21 protein-coding genes and 2 pseudogenes are annotated in these 21,325 nt (G+C 63.3%); 12 read left to right on the top strand and 11 right to left on the bottom strand.

The features are described from left to right. Positions 1-2: 2 nt before the first annotated feature. The 9 genes and pseudogenes from ABLV49_RS18185 to ABLV49_RS18145 all read left to right on the top strand — a co-directional run. Positions 3-764 (top strand): ABC transporter ATP-binding protein, encoded by a 762-nt coding sequence (locus ABLV49_RS18185; RefSeq protein WP_349278650.1) that lies wholly within the window; start codon positions 3-5, stop codon positions 762-764. 21 nt (positions 765-785) lie between these two features. Next, positions 786-1,133: pseudogene (locus ABLV49_RS18180) on the top strand (hemerythrin domain-containing protein); the annotation flags it as partial. A 267-nt stretch (positions 1,134-1,400) separates the two neighbouring features. After that, positions 1,401-2,102, top strand: a complete 702-nt coding sequence (locus ABLV49_RS18175) for an ABC transporter ATP-binding protein (protein ID WP_349281778.1) — start codon at positions 1,401-1,403, stop codon at positions 2,100-2,102. A gap of 21 nt (positions 2,103-2,123) precedes the next feature. Further along, complete coding sequence (locus tag ABLV49_RS18170; RefSeq protein WP_349278649.1) at positions 2,124-3,089, top strand: MBL fold metallo-hydrolase; 966 nt, start codon at positions 2,124-2,126, stop codon at positions 3,087-3,089. A gap of 29 nt (positions 3,090-3,118) precedes the next feature. Further along, positions 3,119-4,792, top strand: a complete 1,674-nt coding sequence (locus ABLV49_RS18165; RefSeq protein WP_349278647.1) for an FAD-dependent oxidoreductase — start codon at positions 3,119-3,121, stop codon at positions 4,790-4,792. An 11-nt stretch (positions 4,793-4,803) separates the two neighbouring features. Then, positions 4,804-5,028, top strand: coding sequence for a DUF2783 domain-containing protein (locus ABLV49_RS18160; RefSeq protein WP_349278645.1), 225 nt, complete (start codon positions 4,804-4,806; stop codon positions 5,026-5,028). 21 nt (positions 5,029-5,049) lie between these two features. Further along, positions 5,050-5,589: a VOC family protein gene (locus tag ABLV49_RS18155; protein WP_349278643.1), complete on the top strand. Its 540-nt coding sequence runs from the start codon at positions 5,050-5,052 to the stop codon at positions 5,587-5,589. A 7-nt stretch (positions 5,590-5,596) separates the two neighbouring features. Beyond that, positions 5,597-6,613, top strand: a complete 1,017-nt coding sequence (locus tag ABLV49_RS18150) for a fumarylacetoacetate hydrolase family protein (RefSeq protein ID WP_349278641.1) — start codon at positions 5,597-5,599, stop codon at positions 6,611-6,613. Beyond that, positions 6,610-6,678 (top strand): annotated as a pseudogene (locus tag ABLV49_RS18145) (maleylacetoacetate isomerase); the annotation flags it as partial. The gene ABLV49_RS18150 and the pseudogene ABLV49_RS18145, both read left to right, overlap by 4 nt. Positions 6,679-6,811: 133 nt before the next feature. Here ABLV49_RS18145 and tnpC read toward each other — a convergent pair. From tnpC to ABLV49_RS18110, 7 genes are all read right to left on the bottom strand, one after another. Continuing rightward, the gene (tnpC, locus tag ABLV49_RS18140; RefSeq protein WP_349278639.1) at positions 6,812-8,236 is read right to left on the bottom strand and encodes an IS66 family transposase; all 1,425 of its coding nucleotides are present in this window, start codon (positions 8,234-8,236) and stop codon (positions 6,812-6,814) included. 39 nt (positions 8,237-8,275) lie between these two features. Further along, positions 8,276-9,469: a DSD1 family PLP-dependent enzyme gene (locus ABLV49_RS18135; RefSeq protein WP_349278637.1), complete on the bottom strand. Its 1,194-nt coding sequence runs from the start codon at positions 9,467-9,469 to the stop codon at positions 8,276-8,278. Between the two features lie 26 nt (positions 9,470-9,495). Further along, positions 9,496-10,170: a histidine phosphatase family protein gene (locus ABLV49_RS18130; RefSeq protein ID WP_349278636.1), complete on the bottom strand. Its 675-nt coding sequence runs from the start codon at positions 10,168-10,170 to the stop codon at positions 9,496-9,498. Positions 10,171-10,219: 49 nt separating this feature from the next. Beyond that, the gene (locus tag ABLV49_RS18125) at positions 10,220-10,846 is read right to left on the bottom strand and encodes a DUF4136 domain-containing protein (RefSeq protein ID WP_349278634.1); all 627 of its coding nucleotides are present in this window, start codon (positions 10,844-10,846) and stop codon (positions 10,220-10,222) included. Between the two features lie 21 nt (positions 10,847-10,867). Continuing rightward, the gene (gene ttcA, locus ABLV49_RS18120) at positions 10,868-11,812 is read right to left on the bottom strand and encodes a tRNA 2-thiocytidine(32) synthetase TtcA (RefSeq protein WP_349281776.1); all 945 of its coding nucleotides are present in this window, start codon (positions 11,810-11,812) and stop codon (positions 10,868-10,870) included. A gap of 5 nt (positions 11,813-11,817) precedes the next feature. Then, complete coding sequence (locus ABLV49_RS18115; RefSeq protein ID WP_041376479.1) at positions 11,818-12,189, bottom strand: dihydroneopterin aldolase; 372 nt, start codon at positions 12,187-12,189, stop codon at positions 11,818-11,820. A gap of 77 nt (positions 12,190-12,266) precedes the next feature. Then, positions 12,267-13,034, bottom strand: a complete 768-nt coding sequence (locus tag ABLV49_RS18110; RefSeq protein WP_349281774.1) for an SDR family oxidoreductase — start codon at positions 13,032-13,034, stop codon at positions 12,267-12,269. Between the two features lie 72 nt (positions 13,035-13,106). Between ABLV49_RS18110 and ABLV49_RS18105 the strand changes: the two genes are divergently transcribed. After that, positions 13,107-14,225 carry a class I SAM-dependent methyltransferase gene (locus ABLV49_RS18105; RefSeq protein WP_349278632.1) on the top strand — a complete coding sequence of 373 codons (1,119 nt, stop codon included), beginning with the start codon at positions 13,107-13,109 and terminating at the stop codon, positions 14,223-14,225. An 11-nt stretch (positions 14,226-14,236) separates the two neighbouring features. Further along, positions 14,237-14,431 (top strand): DUF2905 domain-containing protein, encoded by a 195-nt coding sequence (locus ABLV49_RS18100; RefSeq protein WP_349278630.1) that lies wholly within the window; start codon positions 14,237-14,239, stop codon positions 14,429-14,431. 29 nt (positions 14,432-14,460) lie between these two features. Here the strand turns inward: ABLV49_RS18100 and otsA are convergent, their stop codons facing one another. The 4 genes from otsA to ABLV49_RS18080 all read right to left on the bottom strand — a co-directional run bounded on the left by otsA (position 14,461) and on the right by ABLV49_RS18080 (position 20,645). Further along, on the bottom strand, positions 14,461-15,846 hold the full coding sequence (gene otsA / locus ABLV49_RS18095) for an alpha,alpha-trehalose-phosphate synthase (UDP-forming) (RefSeq protein ID WP_349278628.1): 1,386 nt from the start codon (positions 15,844-15,846) through the stop codon (positions 14,461-14,463). Then, the gene (locus ABLV49_RS18090; protein ID WP_349278626.1) at positions 15,843-17,663 is read right to left on the bottom strand and encodes a glycoside hydrolase family 15 protein; all 1,821 of its coding nucleotides are present in this window, start codon (positions 17,661-17,663) and stop codon (positions 15,843-15,845) included. The genes otsA and ABLV49_RS18090 overlap by 4 nt, the downstream gene beginning before the upstream one ends. Then, a complete protein-coding gene (otsB, locus tag ABLV49_RS18085) occupies positions 17,660-18,439 on the bottom strand; it encodes a trehalose-phosphatase (protein ID WP_349278624.1) in 780 nt (259 codons plus the stop codon). The genes ABLV49_RS18090 and otsB overlap by 4 nt, the downstream gene beginning before the upstream one ends. 124 nt (positions 18,440-18,563) lie before the next feature. Next, on the bottom strand, positions 18,564-20,645 hold the full coding sequence (locus ABLV49_RS18080; RefSeq protein WP_349278622.1) for a lytic transglycosylase domain-containing protein: 2,082 nt from the start codon (positions 20,643-20,645) through the stop codon (positions 18,564-18,566). Positions 20,646-20,654: 9 nt separating this feature from the next. On the opposite strand from ABLV49_RS18080, the gene ABLV49_RS18075 reads away from it, so the two are divergent. Next, the gene (locus ABLV49_RS18075) at positions 20,655-21,293 is read left to right on the top strand and encodes a 5-formyltetrahydrofolate cyclo-ligase (RefSeq protein WP_349278620.1); all 639 of its coding nucleotides are present in this window, start codon (positions 20,655-20,657) and stop codon (positions 21,291-21,293) included. Positions 21,294-21,325 lie beyond the last annotated feature (32 nt).

Genomic DNA, 21,325 nt, shown 5'->3' with positions numbered 1-21,325 from the left:
GCATGGCACTCCTTGAAGTCAAGCAACTCTCCATCCAGTTCGGTGGTGTCAAGGCGGTGCAAAACGTCAGTTTCAGCATCGAGCCTGGCATCGTCTATGCCGTCATCGGCCCCAACGGCGCGGGCAAGACCACCCTGTTCAACCTGATCACCGGGGTTTATACCCCCACCAGTGGCTCCATCTTGCTGGACGGTGAATCCATCGGTGGCAAACCACCCAATGAATTGGCCAGGCGCGGCGTTGCCCGCACGTTTCAGAACCTGCAGATCTGCATGAACATGAGCGCCCTGGAGAACGTGATGGTGGGCGCCCACCTGCGGCTGGACCGCAATCCGCTCAAGGCGGCGCTGCGTTTTCCATCCATCAAGCGGCGTGACGCTGAACTGCGCGAAGAGTCCGCGGAGCTGATGCGCTTTGTGGGCCTGGAGAAATACATCGAAGCTCGCGCTGACAGCATGCCTTACGGGGCACTGAAACGGCTGGAAATTGCCCGGGCGTTGGCGTTGAAGCCACGCATCATCTTTCTGGATGAGCCCGCAGCGGGCCTGAACCCGAAGGAAACCATCGAAGTCGATGAACTGGTGCGCAAGGTGGCCGATTCTGGCGTCACCGTGGTGTTGGTGGAGCACGACATGAAGATGGTTATGAACCTCTCCGACCGCATCCTGGTGCTCGACTACGGCAAGAAACTGACTGAGGGCACGGGCGATGAAGTTCGAAAGAATCCCGACGTGATCGCCGCCTACCTCGGCACGCACGCCTGAAAACAAGAATAAGGGCACAGCATGCAAGCACTACGCATCATCAGCGAAGACCATAGCAATATGTGGCGCCTGGCCACCACCATCGACCAGGTCGCCGAGGAAATCGAGAGCGGCGCAGCGGTCGATCTGGTCTTTTTCAACTCGGTCTTTGATTACATTGAGCAGTTTGTCGATCGTTACCACCACCCCAAGGAAGATGACCATCTGTTTCGCCTGCTGCGTCTGCGCAGCACAGAGGCCGCCGCGATTCTGGACCCCTTGCAGGAGGAGCATCGCAACGGGCCGCAACAACTCAAGACTCTGCGCGCCTGTGTAGTGCAAGCCGCCCAGGGCGATCTGAATGCCCCTGAGTTTGTCGCCGCTTTGCGGGCTTACACGGCCGGGCTTAAAAGCCATATGCGCCAGGAAGAAAAGTTTGCGATGCCGCTGGCCCGCGAGGTGTTGACCCAAGAAGACTGGGCGGAAATCGACCGCGCCTTCTTCGATAACGATGACCCGCTGTTTGGCGACAAAGCGAAAGCGGAGTTTCGTGAACTGTTTCACCGCATCGCCAGTTTGGCCCCGGAGTCGATCGGACTGGGCGGGCACACAGAGGGCAAGTTGCAGTCGGGTGCAGCGCCGGTCAAGGCCGATGTCCTGCTGCGCGTAAGTAGCATGGAGAGTTGCTATGGCCGCATCAAGGCCCTGAAGGGCATTAGCCTGGAAGTGCGGCGCGGCGAAACCGTTGCCCTGGTGGGGGCCAATGGCGCCGGCAAGACCACCTTTCTGCGCACCTTGTCGGGCGTACAGCCGATGAGCGCGGGCAGCATTCATTTTGACGGGGAAGACATCAGCCGGCTGCGCTCGGACATGCGCATGCGCCGGGGTATCTGCCAGAGCCCGGAGGGTCGTCAGGTGTTCGGGCCGCTGTCGATTGACGACAACTTGCGCCTGGGTGCCTACACGCAGCCCAAGCACCAGGTGGAAGGCGATCTGGAGAAGGTGTTTGCCATGTTCCCGATCCTCAAGGAAAAGCGCAAGTTGCCTGCAGGCACCTTGTCGGGTGGCCAGCAGCAGATGCTGGCGATCGGCCGCGCCTTGATGGGGCGGCCCAAGATGCTGCTGCTCGACGAGCCCTCCATGGGTCTGGCACCGCTGCTGGTGGAGGAGGTGTTTAACGTGGTCAAGACACTCAAGGCCCAGGGCATGACCATTTTGCTGGTCGAACAAAACGCCTTCGCCGCACTGGCCATTGCCGACCGCGGCTATGTGCTGGAAACCGGCAACGTCACCCTGACCGGCACCGGCCAGGAACTCATTAGCAATGAACAGGTGCGCGCCGCGTACCTGGGTATGTAAGTTTGTAACCAAGGAAAAATCATGAGCAAAAAGTTTGCGTCCCAAGCCGACCTCGAAGTTAAGACAACCACCTTTGCACAGATCTCCGAGCACTGCTGGGCCTACACCGCTGAAGGTGACCCGAATACCGGCGTGATCATCGGCGACGACGCTGTCTTGATCTGCGACGCGCTGGCCACCCCGGTCATGGCGCAGAGCTTGATCGCTGAAATTCGCAAGGTGAGCGACAAACCCATCAAGTACGTGGTGCTTTCTCACTACCACGCAGTCCGCGTGCTCGGCGCCTCGGGCTTCAAGGCGGCCGGCATGCAGGAAATCATCGCCAGCCAAGGCACCTACGAGATGATTGTTGAGCGCGGTGCGCAAGACATGCAGTCCGAATACGAGCGTTTCCCCCGTTTGTTTGACGCCTTTGACTCCATCCCTGGCCTGACGTGGCCAACGCAGGTGTTCAAGGATGAAATGACACTGTGGATGGGCAAGCTGGAAGTCAAGATCATGCACGTCGGCGCCGGTCACACCAAGGGCGATACGGTGGTCTGGGTACCCTCTGAAAAAGTGCTGTTCTCCGGCGACCTGGTTGAAGCCGATGCCGCCTGCTACACGGGCGACGCCCAATTGGAAGAGTGGCCCGCCACGCTTGACGCGCTGGCTGCACTGAAGCCGGAGCATCTGGTTCCCGGTCGGGGTCCGGCACTGATCGGCCCCGAGCACGTGCAGGCAGGCTTGGCTTACACCCGTGATTTTGTGACGACGCTGCTGAGTTCCGCCCGGGAAGCGGTTGCCCAGGGCATGAACCTGAATCAGGCCATGGCCCATTGCCGCAAGGCCATGGACCCGAAGTTCGGCCAGGTCTTCATCTACGAACACTGCCTGCCGTTTGACGTGACCCGTGCCGTGGACGAGGCCGGCGGCATCAAACACCCGCGCATCTGGACGGCCGAGCGCGACCAGGAAATGTGGCACGCCTTGCAGACTGCTGTTTAAGTTCCATCAATCAAAAAAAGGAGACTGTCATGTTGAGTACCTATAAATATTCGAATTACGAATATGTCCGCCCTCCGGAGCAAAGCGGGAATGAAAGAAAGCGTTACCCCGTCGTGATCGTTGGTGCTGGTCCGGTCGGCCTGGCTGCTGCGATTGAGTTGGCCCAGTCAGGAGTTCAGGTGGTGGTACTCGATGACGACAACACGGTTTCCGTCGGTTCCCGTGGTGTCTGTTATGCCAAGCGAACGCTGGAAGTTCTTGATCGACTGGGTGTCGGCACGCCTTGCGTGGACAAGGGTGTGAGCTGGAATGTCGGGCGCACGTTCTTTCGGGAGGAAGAGGTTTACAACTTCAACCTGCGGCCCCAGGACGACCACAAGCGCCCGGGCATGATCAACTTGCAGCAGTATTACCTTGAGGAATACGAAATCAATCGGGCCAAAGCGCTGCCCAATCTCGATTTGCGCTTCAAGAACAAAGTGGTATCCGTCAATCCGGACGGTCAGGGCGCCACCTTGCAGGTTGAAACGCCCGATGGCATTTACAGCTTGGAGACCGACTGGCTGATCGTGGCCGATGGCGCACGCAGTGGCATCCGTCGCATGATGAATCTAGAGATCGACGGCAAGATATTCATGGACCGGTTCCTCATCGCTGACGTAGTGATGAAGGCTGATTTCCCGACTGAACGCTGGTTCTGGTTTGACCCGCCGTTCCATCCGGGACAGTCCGTGTTGCTGCACCGTCAGGCCGACAACGTTTTTCGCATTGACTTCCAGCTCGGATGGCAAGCCGATCCGGAAGAGGAGAAGAAGCCGGAAAACGTCATTCCGCGCATCAAAGCCATGCTGGGCGACGACCGCGAGTTCGATCTGGAATGGGTAAGCGTCTATACCTTCCAGTGCCGGCGCATGAACAGTTTCACCCACGGCCATGTGCTGTTTGTCGGTGACGCTGCCCACCAGGTGTCGCCGTTTGGCGCACGCGGGGCCAATTCCGGCATCCAGGACACCGACAACCTGTGCTGGAAGCTCAAGCTGGTGATCGAAGGCAAGGCGCCGCCCAGCCTGCTCGACACCTACTCGGAAGAGCGTGTTTTTGCAGCCGACGAGAACCTGCTCAACTCGACCCGCTCAACCGACTTCATCACGCCCAAAAGCAAGATGTCGATGACCATTCGCAATGCCGCTCTGAGTTTGGCGCGTGACCATGCGTTTGCCCGGGCACTGGTCAATTCGGGTCGTTTATCGGTGCCGGCGGTGCTGACCGCGTCGCGTCTGAATACGCCGGATACGGCCGACTTTGCTGGCGACATGGTGCCGGGCGCAGCGATGGATGACGCACCGATGTTGGAAGATGGCAAGAACTTCTGGCTGCTGGATCGCGTCGGCAATCACTTCATGGCCCTGGTCTACGTCAATGAGCCCGCGCAAGTCGATGCGGCCACCGCCCATGTTTTCCGATCGCTGCTGGATGCCCCGATTCCGGTCGAAGTCGTGCTGGTGTCACCAAAGGCGGGCGTGGCCCCGCAAGGTCTGCGTGTCTTGGTGGACGAGAAAGGCCGTTTTGCAGAGCGTTACGACGCGCAACCGGGCACGGCTTACCTGATGCGCCCGGATCAGCACGTCGCCGCTCGCTGGCGCGCCTTTGAGGCGGACTCAGTCAAGGCCGCACTGGCCCGATCTACTTCCAATGTTCATTAAAGGAGCCGGACATGTCACTCTATCTGAAACCTAACCTTTCCGAGCCCGGCAAACGTTATTTCCAGGCCTACACACCTGGCGACGACTTTTATGAAGCCCTGATCGAAACCCATCGCGATTTTTCCGATGAGCAAAGCGCGCTGGTAAATGCCAAGTTGGTGCTGCTCTTGTCGAACCACATTGGAGATCTTTCCGTGCTGCGCGAAGCCATGACCATTGCCCGCCAGGGCGTCTAATTAGTTGTTTGGGAGACTCAAATGAAAATCCAGAAAATTCATCACGTTGCTTACCGTTGCAAGGACGCCAAGGAAACGGTCGAGTGGTACGGCAAGTACCTGAACATGAACTTTATTCTGGCGATTGCCGAGAACGAGGTGCCTTCGACCAAAGAAGCAGACCCCTACATGCATGTCTTTCTCGATGCCGGCAACGGCAACGTGCTCGCCTTCTTTGAACTGCCAACCAAGCCGCCGATGGGGCGCGACACCAACACCCCGGTGTGGACGCAGCACCTGGCGCTGCAGGTCGAATCGGTCGAGGCCATGATGGAGGCCAAAGCTAAAATGGAAGCGGACGGCATTGAAGTGCTTGGTCCGACCGATCACACCATATTCAAGTCCATCTATTTCTTCGATCCGAGCGGTCATCGCCTGGAACTGTGCGCGAATACCGGCACACCGAAGATGGCCAAGATGCTCGACGATGCGAAGTGGGACATGCTCAACGAGTGGGCCATCACCAAACGGGCACCGCAACACGCCCGCTGGATGCATGACGGCAGCTACGCCGGGGAGTAAAAGGAAGATGAAACTTGCCACCCTCAAACAAGGCGGCCGCGACGGCACGCTGGTCGTGGTCAACCGGGCCATGACGCACTGTCGCCCGGTGCCTGCAATCGCCCGCACACTACAGGCCGCGCTGGACGACTGGGACGTCTGCGAGCCGCAACTGCGCCAGGTCTATGAGGCCCTGAATAGCGGCGCCTTCGCTAACCCGGATGCATTTGACCCGGTGCTTTGCCATTCCCCCTTGCCGCGGGCTTACCAGTGGGCTGACGGCTCTGCCTATGTGAACCACGTCGAATTGGTGCGCCGCGCCCGTGGCGCTGAACTGCCACCAGAATTCTGGACTGATCCGCTGATGTACCAGGGCGGTTCTGACTCCTTCGTTGGTCCGCGCGACCCCATCTACGCCTTGTCGGAAGACTGGGGCATTGACCTGGAGGCTGAAGTGGCAGTCATCACCGGCGACGTCAAAATGGATGCGACAGCGGCGCAATGCGCCTCGGCAATCCGCTTGCTGATGCTGGTGAACGATGTCTCGCTGCGAAACCTGATCCCGGGTGAACTGGCCAAGGGTTTTGGCTTCTTACAGTCCAAACCGGCCACGGCTTTCAGCCCGGTGGCGATTACGCCAGACGAACTGGGCGCCGACTGGCGGGATGGCCGGATGCATCGGCCCTTGACCGTGCAGATCAACGGCCAGATGTTTGGCAAACCGGATGCCGGGACCGACATGGTGTTCAACTTCCCGCAACTGGTGGCGCATGTCACCAAGACCCGGGAAATGGAAGCCGGCTCGATCATCGGTTCCGGCACGGTCTCGAACAAACAGGGCGACCTCAACGGCTCATCAATTGCCAACGGCGGTGTCGGCTACTGCTGTCTGGCCGAAGTGCGCATGTATGAAACCATCGAGACCGGCAAGCCGCAAACCAGCTTTCTGAAGTTTGGTGACACAGTGCGGATCGAAATGTTGGACCGCGACGGCAAAAGCATTTTTGGCGCCATTGAGCAACGCGTGGAGCGCTATCCGGGATGAGGCTTTACACCTATTTCCGCAGTTCTGCGGCGTATCGGGTTCGCATCGCCTTCAATCTGAAGGGGCCTACGTCTTCGCTAACCCGACCTATGGCGCTACCTTTTTAATAGCTGCTAACGACCGTCCTTATTGCGCAAAAGGCTTAAACGCTTTAATTGTCGTAACTATTAACCCCCAAGCCCAGCTCAAACCGCAAAGTCAGGCTTGATGGGGTTGGCCGTCAAAGACGCTGACCAGACAGTCAAACAAATTGACGCGCTGTTTGCGCATGGTCTGCAGATACGAGCGGATGGCAAAAAACGTCCTGGCCCCCTCATCGGTGCGAAAGCAGCCCGAGACCTTCTGGCGTACCTTTGACATCCTCAGCGCCTGCTCGGCCAGATTGTTGGTGAACGGCGCCCCCACATCCCTGGCAAAGCGCCAGACATCATCCTTGTACTGCCGCAGGCGCGCCAGCAAATTGAACTGTGTGCTCTGCTTGTGTTTGCCCCGCTTGCGGGTGAACGAATCGTCTGGCTCCTGGCGCGGATTGAACCGCTCACCCCGGCCCAGCAAGGCCAGCCACTGCGCCTCAAACCACTGCATGCGCTCGGGCGGCAATGGCCCGCCCAGCGCATCGACTTCCCTTTTGCCCTGCAGCAGCGTGTCTATCATCTGCCCGGCCCAGTCGTCAAAGGCCTTCTCGTTGAGGTTGTCGTGTACATACACCAGCTCGCGCAGGTGGTGTGCATTGCACAGGCTGTGCGCGCAGTCCAGCTGCTTGTAGCTCTGCAGCCCGTCATGCACCAGCGTGCCCTTGAACGGGGGCAGGATGCCTATCGCCTCAATGGCTAGCATGCCGCGTTTGGGGTGATGCTCCAGATAGCTCAGGCTGGGCGTGACGGCGCAGTGCAGCCACTCCTGATGGCCCTGGATGCGAATGCCGGTCTCGTTCGCGCACACCACCGGCGCGGCTTGCACGGCCTGGCCTATTTGCTGGTAAATGGGCTGGAGTGCTTCGGCCGCCTCGTGGGTGAAGGCCAGCACGCTGGTCTCGGACACCGCCACGCCAAAGGTGTCGGCCATGAGCTCACAGGTGCGCGCCAGCGGCACAAACTGCTGCTGGTTCAGGTTCACGCAGACTGCCTTGAGGCGGCTGCCGTATTGCACGGGGGCGGTGATATCAGGAGGAAAGACGCCCGCATGCACCGCCCCGCAGCTGCACACGGAGCGCATGCGCTGGTGTTCGATGACCTGCGCGCGCAGCATGGGCAGCTCCAGTATCTGGCGGCGCTCCAGCACTTCGTGATCCACCAGAGCGCTCTGGCAGGCGCTGCACTGGGCGGGGACGACATCGACGACTTCGCTTTGCCGCAGGGTGCCGCCCTGGTGGCCCTTGGGCGCGCCGATGGGGCGCTGCCCTGGCACGCGAAGGGACTTGGGGGCGGGTTTGCTCAAGCCGTCGCCGGGCGGTGGTTTGCTGGAGTTGGTGCTGTTCTTGCCCAGGCGCGCCTGCAGTTCAAGGATTTGTTGCTGCTGCTTTGCCAGTTGCGCCAGCAGGCTTTGAACCGACGCCCTCAATTGAACATTTTGCTCCAGCAGTTGCGCGTAGCTTGGCGGGGCGGGGTCTGGTTGTTCTTGCACGGCCTCTATTGTCGCTTGGGGGTTAGTAGTTACGAAATTTCAAGTCATCGCGCCGCGCGCATCGACCCGGATGATGCGGTCCACCGTGCCGTTTCGCAGACCGCCGCTGACGCCGATCATCACATCGTGCAGGTTCACGGTCGGGTCGCAGTGGCCGGGAATCAGCCACAGCAGCTGGCCCAGCGCCGGCAGGCGGGTGCTGCCGCCGTCAACGGGCCGCAAGATGCCGTGCTCGTCGCCGCCGTTGAAGTAGTCCAGCCCGCTTAGGTTGTCAAAGGCATGCACCTTCGGCATGCCTGAGTCGATGGCGTGGCTCTTGTGGCCGGCGTCGCACACCGCATGGCTGGCGTGGGTGCTGATGACCTGTGTCTTGAGAAACAGTGCATGCTCGAACTGCGGCTGCGCCGGGTCGCGCTCGTTCTGGGCATAGTCCACGTCCATGAACATGAAGGAGCCGGCCTGCAGCTCGCCGTAAACGCCGCTGGCGGCCTCCAGCGCGAAGCTGCCGGTGCCCGCGCCGGTCACCAGCCCGGGCGCGATGCCGTGCGCCTTGAGCAGCTGGCAGGTCAGTTCCACAGCCTTGGTGGCGTTGGCGGCGGCCATGCGCCGCTCGATGGCACTGCGCAAATGCTGGGCCTTGCCCTGGTAGGCCTGCAGCCCGGCAAAGCGCAGCGCCGGGTGCTTGCGGATTTCCAGCGCCAGCCTGACGGCGGGCTCGCCTGGCTGGACACCGCAGCGCCCCTGGCCGACATCGATTTCGACGAACACGTCAATCACCGTCGCCGCGCTGCTGCGCGCGCCGGTACGCGCCTCGGTCATGGCCTTTGCGAGCCGGTTCACGCCCTCCCGGCTGTCCACGGCAATGGCGATCTGGCCGCCGCTGTGGGACGCTACCGCCTGCGTGAGGGCGGCTACCCGCGCCAGCTTGGCCGGGGCAATCACCTGGTTGCTGATGTACACGTTGTAGATGCCGCCGGCCACCATGACCTCGGCCTCGGCGGTTTTTTGCACGCACACGCCGGCGGCGCCGGCCTTGATCTGCATCTTGGCCAGCACGGTGCTTTTGTGCAGCTTGGCGTGCGGGCGCCAGCGGACATGGTGTTTTTTGGCGAAGTCAGCCATTCGGACCAGGTTGCGTTTCAGGGCGTCCATGTCAATCACCAGGGCTGGGGTGTCGATGTCGTGGACAGGTTTGCCGATCAGTTCGGACAGGCGCGCGGGCAGGTTACTCATCGGGGATTTTCAGGGCAGGTGGGTGGTCAGGGAGTGGCAAGGGTGGGGTTCGGTCCGGCGGCCAGCAGGCCGTCGTCCAGGGATTCGTCGTTCAGGTGCTGGGTGTCGGCCCAGCCGACCAGGGTAAAGCCCTGGGGCGTCCAGAGCAGCCGGTTGATGGCCGCGTTGCCCAGCATCCAGGTGCGCGGCGCCTGGATGTGCAGGCGGGCGGCGGCGCGGTAGAGCACGTCCATCACGCCGCCGTGGCCGACCAGCGCGATCAGCTCGCCCGGGTGCCTGGCGGCTATTCGCTCGGCGGCCTCGACGACGCGCTGGCTCAGCGCCAGCAGGGACTCGCCGCCGGTGGGCGCGAATTCCGGGTCACGCTTGCGCCAGCGCCGCGACTGCTCGGGCAGCAGGGCTTCGATTTCGGTAAAGGTCTTGCCTTCAAAATCGCCAAAGCAGCGTTCGCGCAGGCCGGTTTCAGGGGTGACCGGCAGGCCGCGCGCGCGCCCGAGGTATTCAGCGGTTTCCCAGGCGCGGGCCAGGTCGCTGGCGTACACCGCCGTGATGGGTTCTTCCTTCAGCGCCAGCGCCAGGCGCGTGGCCTGCAGGCGACCGGTGTTGTTCAGTGGAATGTCCAGGTGGCCCTGGATGCGGGTGTCCACGTTCCAGGTGGTTTCGCCATGGCGAATGGCGATGATGCGGGTCGGTTCAATCATGAAAAAGGCAGCACGAGGGCGGTGAAAGTGGATCGGGGGGCTGGCAGGGTCAACGGGGGATCTGCGCGGTGATCCGGCGCGGTCCTGCTGGGGGTTGCGGAAAACCCTGCAAGGCCGCGTCCAGCATGGCGGACAGCACGGCGAGCGTCTCGTTCTGAATGCCGTCGTTCACGGCGCGGGTTTCAAAGACCACCTGGCTGGTCGTCAGGTCGCGCACTAGCAGCGTCAACTCGCGCCGGTAATAGGGGTCTGAAAAGCCCATCGGATAGACCGGAAACGACATGCCGAATGCCGCGCCCCGGTTGCCGCCGCCCAGGAAAACGCCGGGCGTGGCAAAACCGAAGCCGTCGTAGCCGGAGCCGTCATAAGGCGGGCGCTCGATCACCAGGGTGCTTACCCGCACCTGCACGCTGTAGCGCGGCGCGGCCGGGTTCAGCTCCATGCCGACCCTGGCCAGCGCGGTGCGCGCCAGCCCTTCGATGGCGTCGTGCTGGGCGCCGATGATCTGCTGCGAGGGCAGGCGCTCAAAGCGGTAGGCCGTGCCCGGCGCAGGAGGCGCTACGCTCCAGTGGTAAAACGCCGTGACATCGGTTTCGACCACGCGCAGGCCGGAGCAGCCGGCCATGAACAGTCCCATGAATGCGATTGAAAAAATAGCCGTCAATGCTCGTTTCATAAGGCCTCCTGTGAAGGGCGATTAACCGGGCGCCAGCGGGTTGATGCCGATGACGGCGCGGCCCGGGGGCGCCGCCTGCATGAATTCCTCGGCATCAAAAGCCTTGTCGCCTTCGGGGTCGGCGACTCCGGTCGTCCTGATGCCCTTGAAATCATGGCGCTTGCTGTCCATCAGGTGCGACGGCACGATATTTTGCAAGGCCGAAAACATGTTTTCAATCCGGCCGGGATACTGCTTTTGCCAGTCGCGCAGCATGTTGCCGACCTGCTTGCGCTGCAGGTTTTCCTGGCTGCCGCACAGCGTGCACGGAATGATGGGGAAGTCTTGCACCTGCGCCCAGCGCGTCAGGTCTTTCTCGGTGACGTAGGCCATCGGGCGGATGACGATGTTCTTGCCGTCGTCGCTGACCAGTTTTGGCGGCATGCCCTTGAGCTTGGCGGCAAAGAACATGTTCAAAAAGAAGGTCTGCAGCATGTCGTCGCGGTGATGGCCCAGCGCGATCTTGGTGCAGCCGAGTTCGCCCGCCACGCGGTACAAAATCCCGCGCCGCAGCCGCGAGCACAGCGAGCACAGCGTCTTGCCCTCGGGAATCACGCGCGTCACGATGCTGTAGGTGTCCTGGTTCTCGATGTGGAAGGGCACGCCGAGCTTGCTTAAATACTCGGGCAGCACATGCTCGGGAAAGCCGGGCTGCTTCTGGTCGAGGTTGACGGCGACCAGCTCGAAGTTGATCGGCGCGCGCTTTTGCAGCTTGAGCAAGATGTCCAGCATGGCGTAGCTGTCCTTGCCGCCCGAGACGCAGACCATCACCTTGTCGCCTTCCTCGATCATGTTGAAATCGACAATCGCCCGGCCGACCTCGCGGCACAGGCGCTTTTCCAGCTTGTGGTCCTCGCGCTCGATCTTCATCGAGTTCTGCACGCGGGCTGAAGTTTCCAGTTGCTCGTCTATCCAGATTGCATTCATATCGTTCACCACTGTCCTGTCTCGACGCGAATGGCTACTTCGCAGTCGTCAAAAATTTCTAATTTTGCGATTTTCACCCGCACGCCCAGAACGCCGGGCAGCAGCATCAGCCGGTGCGCCAGCTTGCCGATCAGGCTTTCCAGCAAATTGGCATGCTCGGCGGTGCATTCGGTGATGATGATCTGGCGCACCTTGCGGTAGTCGAGCACATGGTGGATGTCGTCGTCGTGGGGCAGCAGCGTCTGCGTGCCCAGGTTCAGTTCGGCATCGACCTGGATCGGCTGCGGCGCGGTTTTTTCATGCGCCAGGATGCCCAGGTTGGCGTCAAAGCGCAAGCCGGTCAGGTGGAGGATTCGGGTTCCCCGGGTAGTGAGCATGGTGGCAGTCTGTAAAGGGTCTGGGTTGAATATGTCAGGGAAGTATGTCAGTGGCGCCAGGAGGGTCACATACAGGGTCACATCAGCGAGAAATCCCGCTCGAAGCGCATCAGGTGCTGGCCGCCATCGACCAGCAGCGTGGTGCCGGTGATGGATGAATTTTCCAGCGCGAACTTCACCGTCGCAGCCACATCGGCCGGCGTGGACGAGCGGCCCAGCGGCGAGAGCCGGTGGCGCGCCTCGAACTGCTCGCCCGTCAGCAGGTGGCTGGTCAGCGTCAGCCCGGGCGCGACGCCGACCACGCGCACCTCGGGCGCCAGCGCCATGGCCAGCATGGTGCCGGCCGCTTCCAGCGCGGCCTTGGACAGCGTGTAGCTGAAAAAATCGGGGTTCTGGTTCCAGAGCTTCTGGTCGAGCAGGTTGACGACCGCGCCCGTGGCATTGCGCGCGGCCACATGCGCATGCAGCGCCTGGGCCAGCAGGATGGCGGCGCCGGTGTTGCTGCGCAGGTGCTTGTCCAGCGCGGCAAAGCCAAAGCTGGCGGCCGTGTCGTGTTCAAAGGTCGATGCGCTGTTGACCACCGCATCGACGCGGCCAAAGTGGGCGATGACGCGTGGCACGAGGCCGCGCACGGCTGTTTCATCTGATAAATCGGCATCAAAAGCAGCCGATGCGCACGTCAGCCGTGCGCAGTCAGCTACTGTTTTGATAGCGTCAGCTTCGGAGCTGCGGTAATGCACCGCCACCTGCCAGCCGCCGGCGGCCAGCGCCAGCGCGATTTCGCGGCCCAGCCGCAGGGCGGCGCCGGTCACGAGAACCACGGGTCGGGACGAAGCTGGTGTCATCAGGTTGGGTTCGGTGAAGGGCATGGCGAAATGGCCAAAGGGAATCGCGGACAATCATGTCAGGTGACCAACATGACCAATCCTTTCATTTTAACGAGCCCCCTGCAGGCCGATATCGCCAAGGCCATCGAATCGGCCGGCGGCTGGCTGGGTTTTGATGTTTTCATGGCGCTGGCGCTCTACCAGCCCGGCCTGGGCTACTACGCCCGCGACTCGCTGAAATTCGGCCTGATGCCGGCTGGCACGCCGGGTCTGGCGGGCGGCGGCAGCGATTTCGTCACCGCGCCCGAGCTGTCGCCGCGTTTTGGCCAGACGCTGGCGCGCCAGGTGGCGCAGGCGCTGCAGGCCTCGGGCACGACCGAAGTCTGGGAGTTCGGCGCCGGCTCCGGTGCGCTGGCGCAGCAGGTGCTCGATACGCTGGGGGAGCAGGTCACGCGCTACACGATTGTCGATCTCTCCAGCTCCTTGCGCGAACGCCAGCGCGAACGGCTGGCCGCCCATGCCGGCAAAGTGTGCTGGGCGGCCGAATTGCCGGCGCGCATGCGCGGCGTGGTGCTGGGCAACGAGGTGCTCGATGCCATGCCGGTCAAGCTGCTGGCGCGGCTGGGTGGCGTCTGGCACGAGCGCGGCGTGGTGCTGCATGAAGGGCGCTTCACCTACGCCGACTGTCCCACCGATTTGCGCCCGCCGCTGGAGGTGGCGGGCCGGCACGATTACGTCACCGAAATTCACCCACAGGCCGAAGGATTTGTGCGCACGCTGGCCGACCGGCTGGAAGCGGGCGCGGCGTTGTTGCTCGACTACGGCTTTCCCGAGCATGAGTACTACCACCCGCAGCGCGACATGGGCACGGTGATGTGCCACCGCGCCCATCTTTCTGATGCCGACGCGCTGGCCGACGTGGGTGAAAAAGACATCACGGCGCACGTCAATTTCACCGGCATCGCGCTGGCCGGGCAGGAGGCCGGACTGGAAGTGCTGGGCTACACCAGCCAGGGACGCTTTCTGCTGAACTGCGGTTTATTGGATGGCCTGGAAAACGCTTCTCTGGCCGAGCGAACCATGGTGCAAAAGCTGGTCAACGAGCATGAAATGGGCGAGCTGTTCAAGGTGATTGCGTTTGGGGAAAAAAACAGTCCTGCGTGGGAGCCGATGGGCTTTTCGGCGGGTGACCGCACGCATACGCTGTAGATTGGCCGCCCATGATCCGCTGGTTCATCGTCATTTTTCTCGCGCTGGTGTGCATCAGCTGGTTTTCACCGCTGCTGCAAAAACTCGGCTTTGGCAAACTGCCGGGCGACTTGCGCTTTCGCCTGTTTGGCCGCGAATGGTTTATTCCGGTGACCACCACCATCCTGCTGAGCTTTGTCGCCAGCCTGGTCAGCCAGCTGATCTGAGGCGCGCGCCGCGCCGCCGGGGAATTTGCCTATTCCGGATCGCAGGCCGCCAGGGCGTCCAGGTAGGTCTTGCGCCACCAGTGCACGTCCTGGCTGCGGATGCGTTCGAGCAGCTGCTGGTGGCGCCGCTGGCGCTCGATCAGCGGCATCTGCAGCGCCAGCTGGATGCTTTCGGCCGTGCCGTGAACGTCGTAGGGGTTGACCAGCAGCGCTTCCTTGAGCTGCTCGGCGGCGCCGGCAAAGCGCGACAGCACCAGCACGCCCGGGTCGGCCGGATCCTGGGCGGCAATGAATTCCTTGGCGACCAGGTTCATGCCGTCGCGCAAAGGCGTCACCAGCGCCACATCGGCCACCCGGTAGAGCCCCGGCAGGCGCTTGCGCGAGACGTTGCGGTGGATGTAGCGCACCGGCATCCAGTCCAGCTCGCCATAGTCGCCGTTGATCGCGCCGCACAGGCTCTCCAGCTCCTGGCGCAGGCCGGCATAGGTGTCGAGCGCCTCGCGGCTGGGCGAGGCGATCTGGATCAGCGTGGCGCTGCGGATGTTTTCCGGGTAGTTCTTCAGCAGTTCGCGAAAGGAGCGCACGCGCTGCGGCAGGCCCTTGGAATAGTCGAGCCGCTCCACCCCCAGCAGCAGGCGGCGGCGCGAGAACTCCTTTTTCATGCGCTCGTACATGTCACGCCCTTCCTTGGCGTGGGTCAGCGCGGCGAATTCATCGACGTCGATGCCGATGGGAAAGGCCTGCGCCTGTACCTTGCGCCCGAAGGCGCGGAACTGGTGCTTGTCGAGCGCCTCGGCGCCGACCTCCTTGCCGACATAGCTTGAAAAATGCTCCACATCCGACTGCGCCTGAAAGCCGATCAGGTCATAGGCAAACAGCGAGCGGATCAGCCATTCATGCTGCGGCACGGCCGCCAGGATCAGGGGCGGCGGCAGCGGAATGTGCAAAAAGAAGCCGATGCGGTTCTTGCAGCCCATGGCGCGCAACTCGGCCGCCATCGGGATCAGGTGGTAGTCGTGCACCCAGATGATGTCGTCGGGTTTGAGCAGCGGCATCAGCTTGCGCGCCATCAGTTGGTTGACGCGCCGGTAGCCGCCGATGTAGCCGGCGTCGAAATCGGCCAGGTCGAGCCGGTAATGGAACACCGGCCAGAGTACGCCGTTGCTGTAGCCGAGGTAGTAGCTGTCGTGGTCCTCGCGGCACAGGTCCACGGTGGTCAGCGTCACGTTGCCGGAATGATGCGTGTGCATTTCTCCCTCGCCCGGCGTTCCGCCCTCGACAATCGTGCCGCTCCAGCCGAACCACAGGCCGCCGTTGGCCGACAGCGCCTCGCCCAGCGCCACCGCCAGACCGCCGGCCCCGGCTGATTTACGCGGGTCGGACACGCGGTTGGAAACCACCACCAGCCGGCTCATACCTGCGACTCCCAAGGGGCCGACAGGCGCACGGCGGCGTTGATGATGCCGACCATCGAATAGGTTTGCGGAAAGTTGCCCCACATCTCGCCGGTCACCGGGTGGGTGTCCTCGGACAGCAGGCCGACATGGTTGCGGGCGGCCAGCATGGTCTCGAAAATCGCCCGGGCCTCGTCCTTGCGGCCGATGCGCGCCAGCGCGTCGATGCGCCAGAAGGTGCAGATGTTGAAGGCGGTTTCGGGCTTGCCAAAGTCGTCGGGCGCCTCGTAGCGGCGCATGTAGGGGCCGTCGCACAGGTATTTTTCCAGCGCATCGACCGTGGCCACGAAGCGCGGGTCTTTCGGCTCGATGAAGCCGACTTCGATCATCAGCAGCACGCTGGCGTCCAGGTCGCGCCCGCCAAAGCTCTCGGCAAAGGCCTGGCGCTCCTCGCTCCAGGATTCGCGCAGTATGCGCTCGCGCATGATCTGCGCATGATGGCTCCAGTAGCTGGCGCGCTCAGGCTGCTTCAGCGTGACGGCAATCTTGCCCAGCCGGTCGCAGGCGGCCCAGCACATCAGCGCCGACGAGGTGTGCACGCGGGCGCGCGTGCGCAGCTCCCACATGCCGGCATCGGGCTTGTCGTAGCTGCGCACCGCCTGCTCGCCCACCGCCTCAAGGCGCAAGAACTCGGCCGCGCCGGCGCGGTGCAGCAGCCGGTGGTCGTGAAAGGCCTGGGCCGCGCCCAGCACCACGTTGCCATAGACATCGTGCTGGAAATGCTCCTGCGCCTGGTTGCCGACGCGCACCGGCCCCATGCCCCGGTAGCCGCCCAGGTGCTCATGCACCGCTTCGGGCAGCTCAAGCTCCAGACCGATGCCGAACAGCGGCTGGATATGCCCGCCGTCGGCCTGCACCACGACATTGCCGAGCCAGCGCAGGTAGTCTTCCATGGTGCCGACTTCGGACAGGCTGTTGAGCGCCCGAACGACAAAAAAGGCATCGCGCAGCCAGCAAAACCGGTAGTCCCAGGTGCGTCCGCTGTTGGGCGCCTCGGGAATGCTGGTGGTCATGGCCGCGACAATCGCGCCGGTGTCCTCGAACAGCGAGAGCTTGAGCGTGATGGCCGCGCGGATCACGGCTTCCTGCCACTCCAGCGGAATGTGCAGGCGCTGGCTCCACTTGCGCCAGTACGACAGCGTTTCCTGCTCGAACAGGCGCGCGGTGTCGGCAATGCCGTCGGCCAGCGACTCGTCGGAGCCGAGCAGAAAGTTGTATTCGCGCGTCAGCACGAAAGGCCGCTTGGCCAGTAGGTGCGACAGCGGCGCGTCGGTGTTCAGGCGCAGCGTCAGCGCATCGCCGACATAGCGCAGGTGGTTGCTGCCCTGGGTGATCACCGGCTCGCTGCGGCCCCAGTCGAAGCGCACGTCGAGCTGTACCCGGATGCGCGGCGCGCCCTTGATCGGGCGCACCCGGCGCACCAGCGTCATCGGCTTGAAAAACCGCGAACGGTTGTAAAAGCGCGGCGCAAAGTCGGTGATTTCAATCGCCTGGCCGATTTTGTCGAACAGCTGGGTGCGCAGCACGGCGGTGTTCGGGTCGTACCATTGTTTTGAATGGGAAAAGTTTTCAATCTCGATGGCAAAGGCGCTGCCCTTGCTGCTGTCATCGAGCAGCGCATTGAACACCGGGTCGCCATCGAAGCGCGGCAGGCAGCACCAGACGATGCGTCCGCGCGCATCGACCAGCGCGCTGAACGCGCAGTTGCCGATCACGCCCATCGACAGCGACGGCGGCGCGGGTGGCGCAAAGTTGGGCGCCAGGGCGGCGGCGCTCATGCTGAAGGCCCCGGGCGGCTGGAAAGGCCGCCGGCGTCGGGGGAAACCCCGCTGGCCGATTGCAGCCAGGCGGCCAGCTGGTCCACGCTGGCGCAGCGGTACTGGGCCGCCGTTGGCCCCGGGCCGACCTTGATGGTGTGGCCGCCCATGCGCCGCACCTCCTCAAAGCCGGCTTCATCGGTCACATCGTCGCCGGCAAACAGCGGGATGCGGCCGGCAAACGGCGCTTCGGTCATGAAGGACGCAATCGCCGTGCCTTTGCTGAAGCCCGCCGGTTTCAGGTCAATCACGCATTTGCCCTGCATCAGCTCGACGCTGTCATTGCCTTGCGCCGCTTCGCGCATCACCTGCAGGCACAGGCTTTCCAGTTCGGGCGCGTGCCGGTAATGCAGGCTCAGCGCCAGGTTTTTTCGTTCCAGCTTCAGGTCGGGATGGCGCGCCACCAGGCCTTCGGCCGCCTGCAGGATCTGCCGCATGTCCGCTGGCGGCGCGCTGATCAGCAGGCCGTCGGCGGTGCGGCGCTGCGCGCCATGTTCGCCGGCCGACGGCAGCAGCAAGGGCGCCATGAAACCGTCCAGGTCCAGCAGCCGGCGGCCCGACACCAGCGCCAGCGCGCCGCGCAATTGCCGGTGCAGCGCGGCCAGCGTGCTGGTCAGGCCCAGGGGGACTTCCACCAGTTCGGGTTGCGCGGCCAGCGCGACCAGCGTGCCGTCGAAGTCAAGGAAAAGCGCCGTGTCCGGCGTCAGGCGGGGAAGGGTTTCGGATTGCGTAGGCATCCGAAAACCATAGCAGAGACCTTGCCGTTTGCTTGTAGGCGAATGCCCAGTTTCACGGCGGATTAGGCCTTGACCTCCAGGCGCAAAGGCCAGAAGTGAATCGTTTCAGTCGCCCGGCGGCCCTTCAGGGCAGGTCCGTGTACGGCTCCGGCATGCTCGCATCGCGCGGCCCGATCATGCCCAGCCGGCTTTTCAGCGACTGCGGCTGGCCGGTCAGGATGGCCGCGTAGTTGGTGGTGTTGGACAGCACTTTCTTCACGTAGTCGCGGGTCTCGCTGAAGGGCACGTTCTCGGCCCAGATGGCGGCGTCGAGCACATGGCCGTTGCGCCAGGTGCGCGGCCGGCCCGGCCCGGCGTTGTAGGCAGCGGCGGCCATCGGCATCGAGCCGCCCAGGTCGTCGAGCGCCAGTTTCAAATAAGCCGTGCCGATGGTGATGTTGGTGTCGCGGTCATTGATCTGCTCGGGCGTGAAGCCTTCGAGGCCGATTTTGTTGGCGGTCCAGCGCGCCGTGGCGGGCATGACCTGCATCAGGCCGGAGGCGCCCACGCCGGAGCGGGCGTCCATGATGAAGCGGCTTTCCTGGCGGATCAGGCCATAGACATACGCCGGGTCGAGTTTGATGGCCTGGCTGCGCTTGACCACGGCGCCCTGAAACGGCATCGGGAAGCGCTGCTCGAAGTCGGCCACGGTGGTGGTGCGCTCGCTGGTGTTGATGCAGCGGTCCCAGATCTGGCGGTCGCAGGCCACCTGGGCGGCGGCCAGCAGTTCGCGCTCGCCCATGCCGCTCTTTTGGTGCAGGTTGGTGGCGTAGTTCCACTCGCGCACGCCTTCGGAGCGCAGGCCGATCATGATGGCGTAGGTGGCCCGGCTCAATCCGGGGTTAAGCCGGGCGGCGTCTTTTTCCTGCGCGGTGAGCGCCGCCGGCTTGGGCGGCACGGAGATTTTCAGGCCCAGGTCTTCGAGCGCCAGCTGCTCGTAAAAGCCGCTCGCCGAGGCTATCGACTGCAGCAGCCTAAGCCCTTCGATGCGCTGGGGCGCCATGACGCTGGTGGTCGCCGGGCCTTGCGGCGTGACCACGGCGGTGGCGATGTCGGGCGGCGACATCGCCAGCAGCGCGCGTGCTTTCCAGTAGGTCCAGACCGGCTCCTTGCGGCCGTCTTCGCTCATGGCGTTGATGGCCGCAAGGACCAGCTGCCAGCTGGGCTGGGTGCCGGCGCGCAGGGCGGCGCGCGCCTTCCAGGCCAGCATGTCGTCGGTCAGGTCGGTGTCCTTGGTGACCCGGGCGTAATACTGCAGCGCATCGCCGGCCGGCTGCGTGCCCATGCGGCTGGCGGTCTGCTTGCCGATCAGGCCCCAGAGCCAGTTGCGTTCCTCGGCGGTGAGCTGCAGCGCCCATTTGCCGTCGAGCTGGAAAGCGGCGCCTTCCGAGTCGCTGATGGCCAGCTTGACCAGCGCCAGCGTGATGATTTCCTTGCGCACGGTGCGCAGCGCCAGGTATTTGCCGGCCAGGAACTTGATCGGGCTGCTGTTCAGCTCGGCCACCATGCCCAGCGCCTCGGGCGCGACGATGGCCACGGCGTTGCTGGCCGCCTTGGGCCGGTTGGCTTCCAGCGCCAGCCTGGCCTTTTGCCAGACATCGAGCGGCGTCAGGTTCTGGCTGCCCACCAGCCGCTCGGCGGCGGCGGTGCAGCCGTCGTCGGCGTCGCGCTGGGCGTACCAGTTCTTGCGCACCTCGTCCGACAGGCGCGCGCCCTGCGCCGGGTTTTTCAGGTGCTCGACCAAGAGGGCGTAGCAGCGCAGCTCGCGGTCGTCGTTCATGCGGTAGTTCGGGTATTCGGCGGCAAAGCTGGCCCAGTCGCGGCGCTGGCCCAGCAGCAGCAGCCAGTCGTTGCGCAGCCGGTCTTCCTGGTAGCTGCCGGCATAGCGCGCCAGGAAGTCCTGCACTTCCTGCGGGCTGGCCTCGCCCAGTCTGGCCTTGAGTTCCCAGTAAGCCGCCCACGGCTCCAGCGCATGGCCCCGGGCCTGCGGCAGCAACTGCGTCAGCCGGCCCTTGTCGCCGCGCTTGAAGGCCTTGTTCATCTCCACGATCAGGCTGTCGCCGGCGGCATTGGCGCCCGGCGGCAGGACGGTGGAAGGACTTTGTGCCAGGGCTGGCGCGACCAGTGCGGCTAAAACTGCCGCGCTGCAAAGAAATTTGTATAGCATTGACGCATTATGGACAAATTAAGCACACGAAAAGCGTTGGTGCAATCGCGCCTCGACATGCCCGACCGACTTGCCCGGGCAGACTTGCTGCAGCGCGTGATGCGCATCTGGCTGGTCGGCTCGCCCCACGAGGTGATAGGCGCCTACTGGCCGATCAAGGGCGAGTTCGATCCGCTGCCGGCGCTGTACCGCTGGCAGGAAGACGCCGTGCTGAGTCCGGAATTTCAGGAGAATACGCATCTTCCGCATGCCGAGCGGGAACAGTTTGCTACAGAAAGCATAGCGGGTCGGTCGCCGCGCAAGATCGGACTGCCGGTGGTCAACAAGCTGCACAAGACGCTGACATTTCACGCCTGGTATCCCGGCTGCCCGATGGAAGAAGACGCCTACGGCATCCCCAAGCCCAAGGACACCGAGATCATCGTGCCCACGCTGCTGTTCGTGCCCTGCGTCGGCTACGGGCCGGGCGGCTTCCGGCTGGGTTACGGCGGCGGCTTTTACGACCGCACGCTGGCCACGCTGTCGCCGCGTCCGTTCACCGTCGGCCTGGGCTACAGCCAGGGCTGGCTGCCCGACATGCTGCCCGAGCCGCACGACGTTCCGCTCGATGTGGTGCTCAATGACCATGGCGTGGTCTGGCCCGTCTGAAATTCAGCCATTCCGGGTTGCTATTGAATAGA

It is taken from the genome of Polaromonas hydrogenivorans (assembly GCF_040105105.1).
GTDB classification, from domain to species: domain Bacteria; phylum Pseudomonadota; class Gammaproteobacteria; order Burkholderiales; family Burkholderiaceae_C; genus Polaromonas; species Polaromonas hydrogenivorans.
The sequence above is the reverse complement of the archived record's forward strand: the minus strand, read 5'-3'. Positions and strand labels throughout refer to the sequence as shown.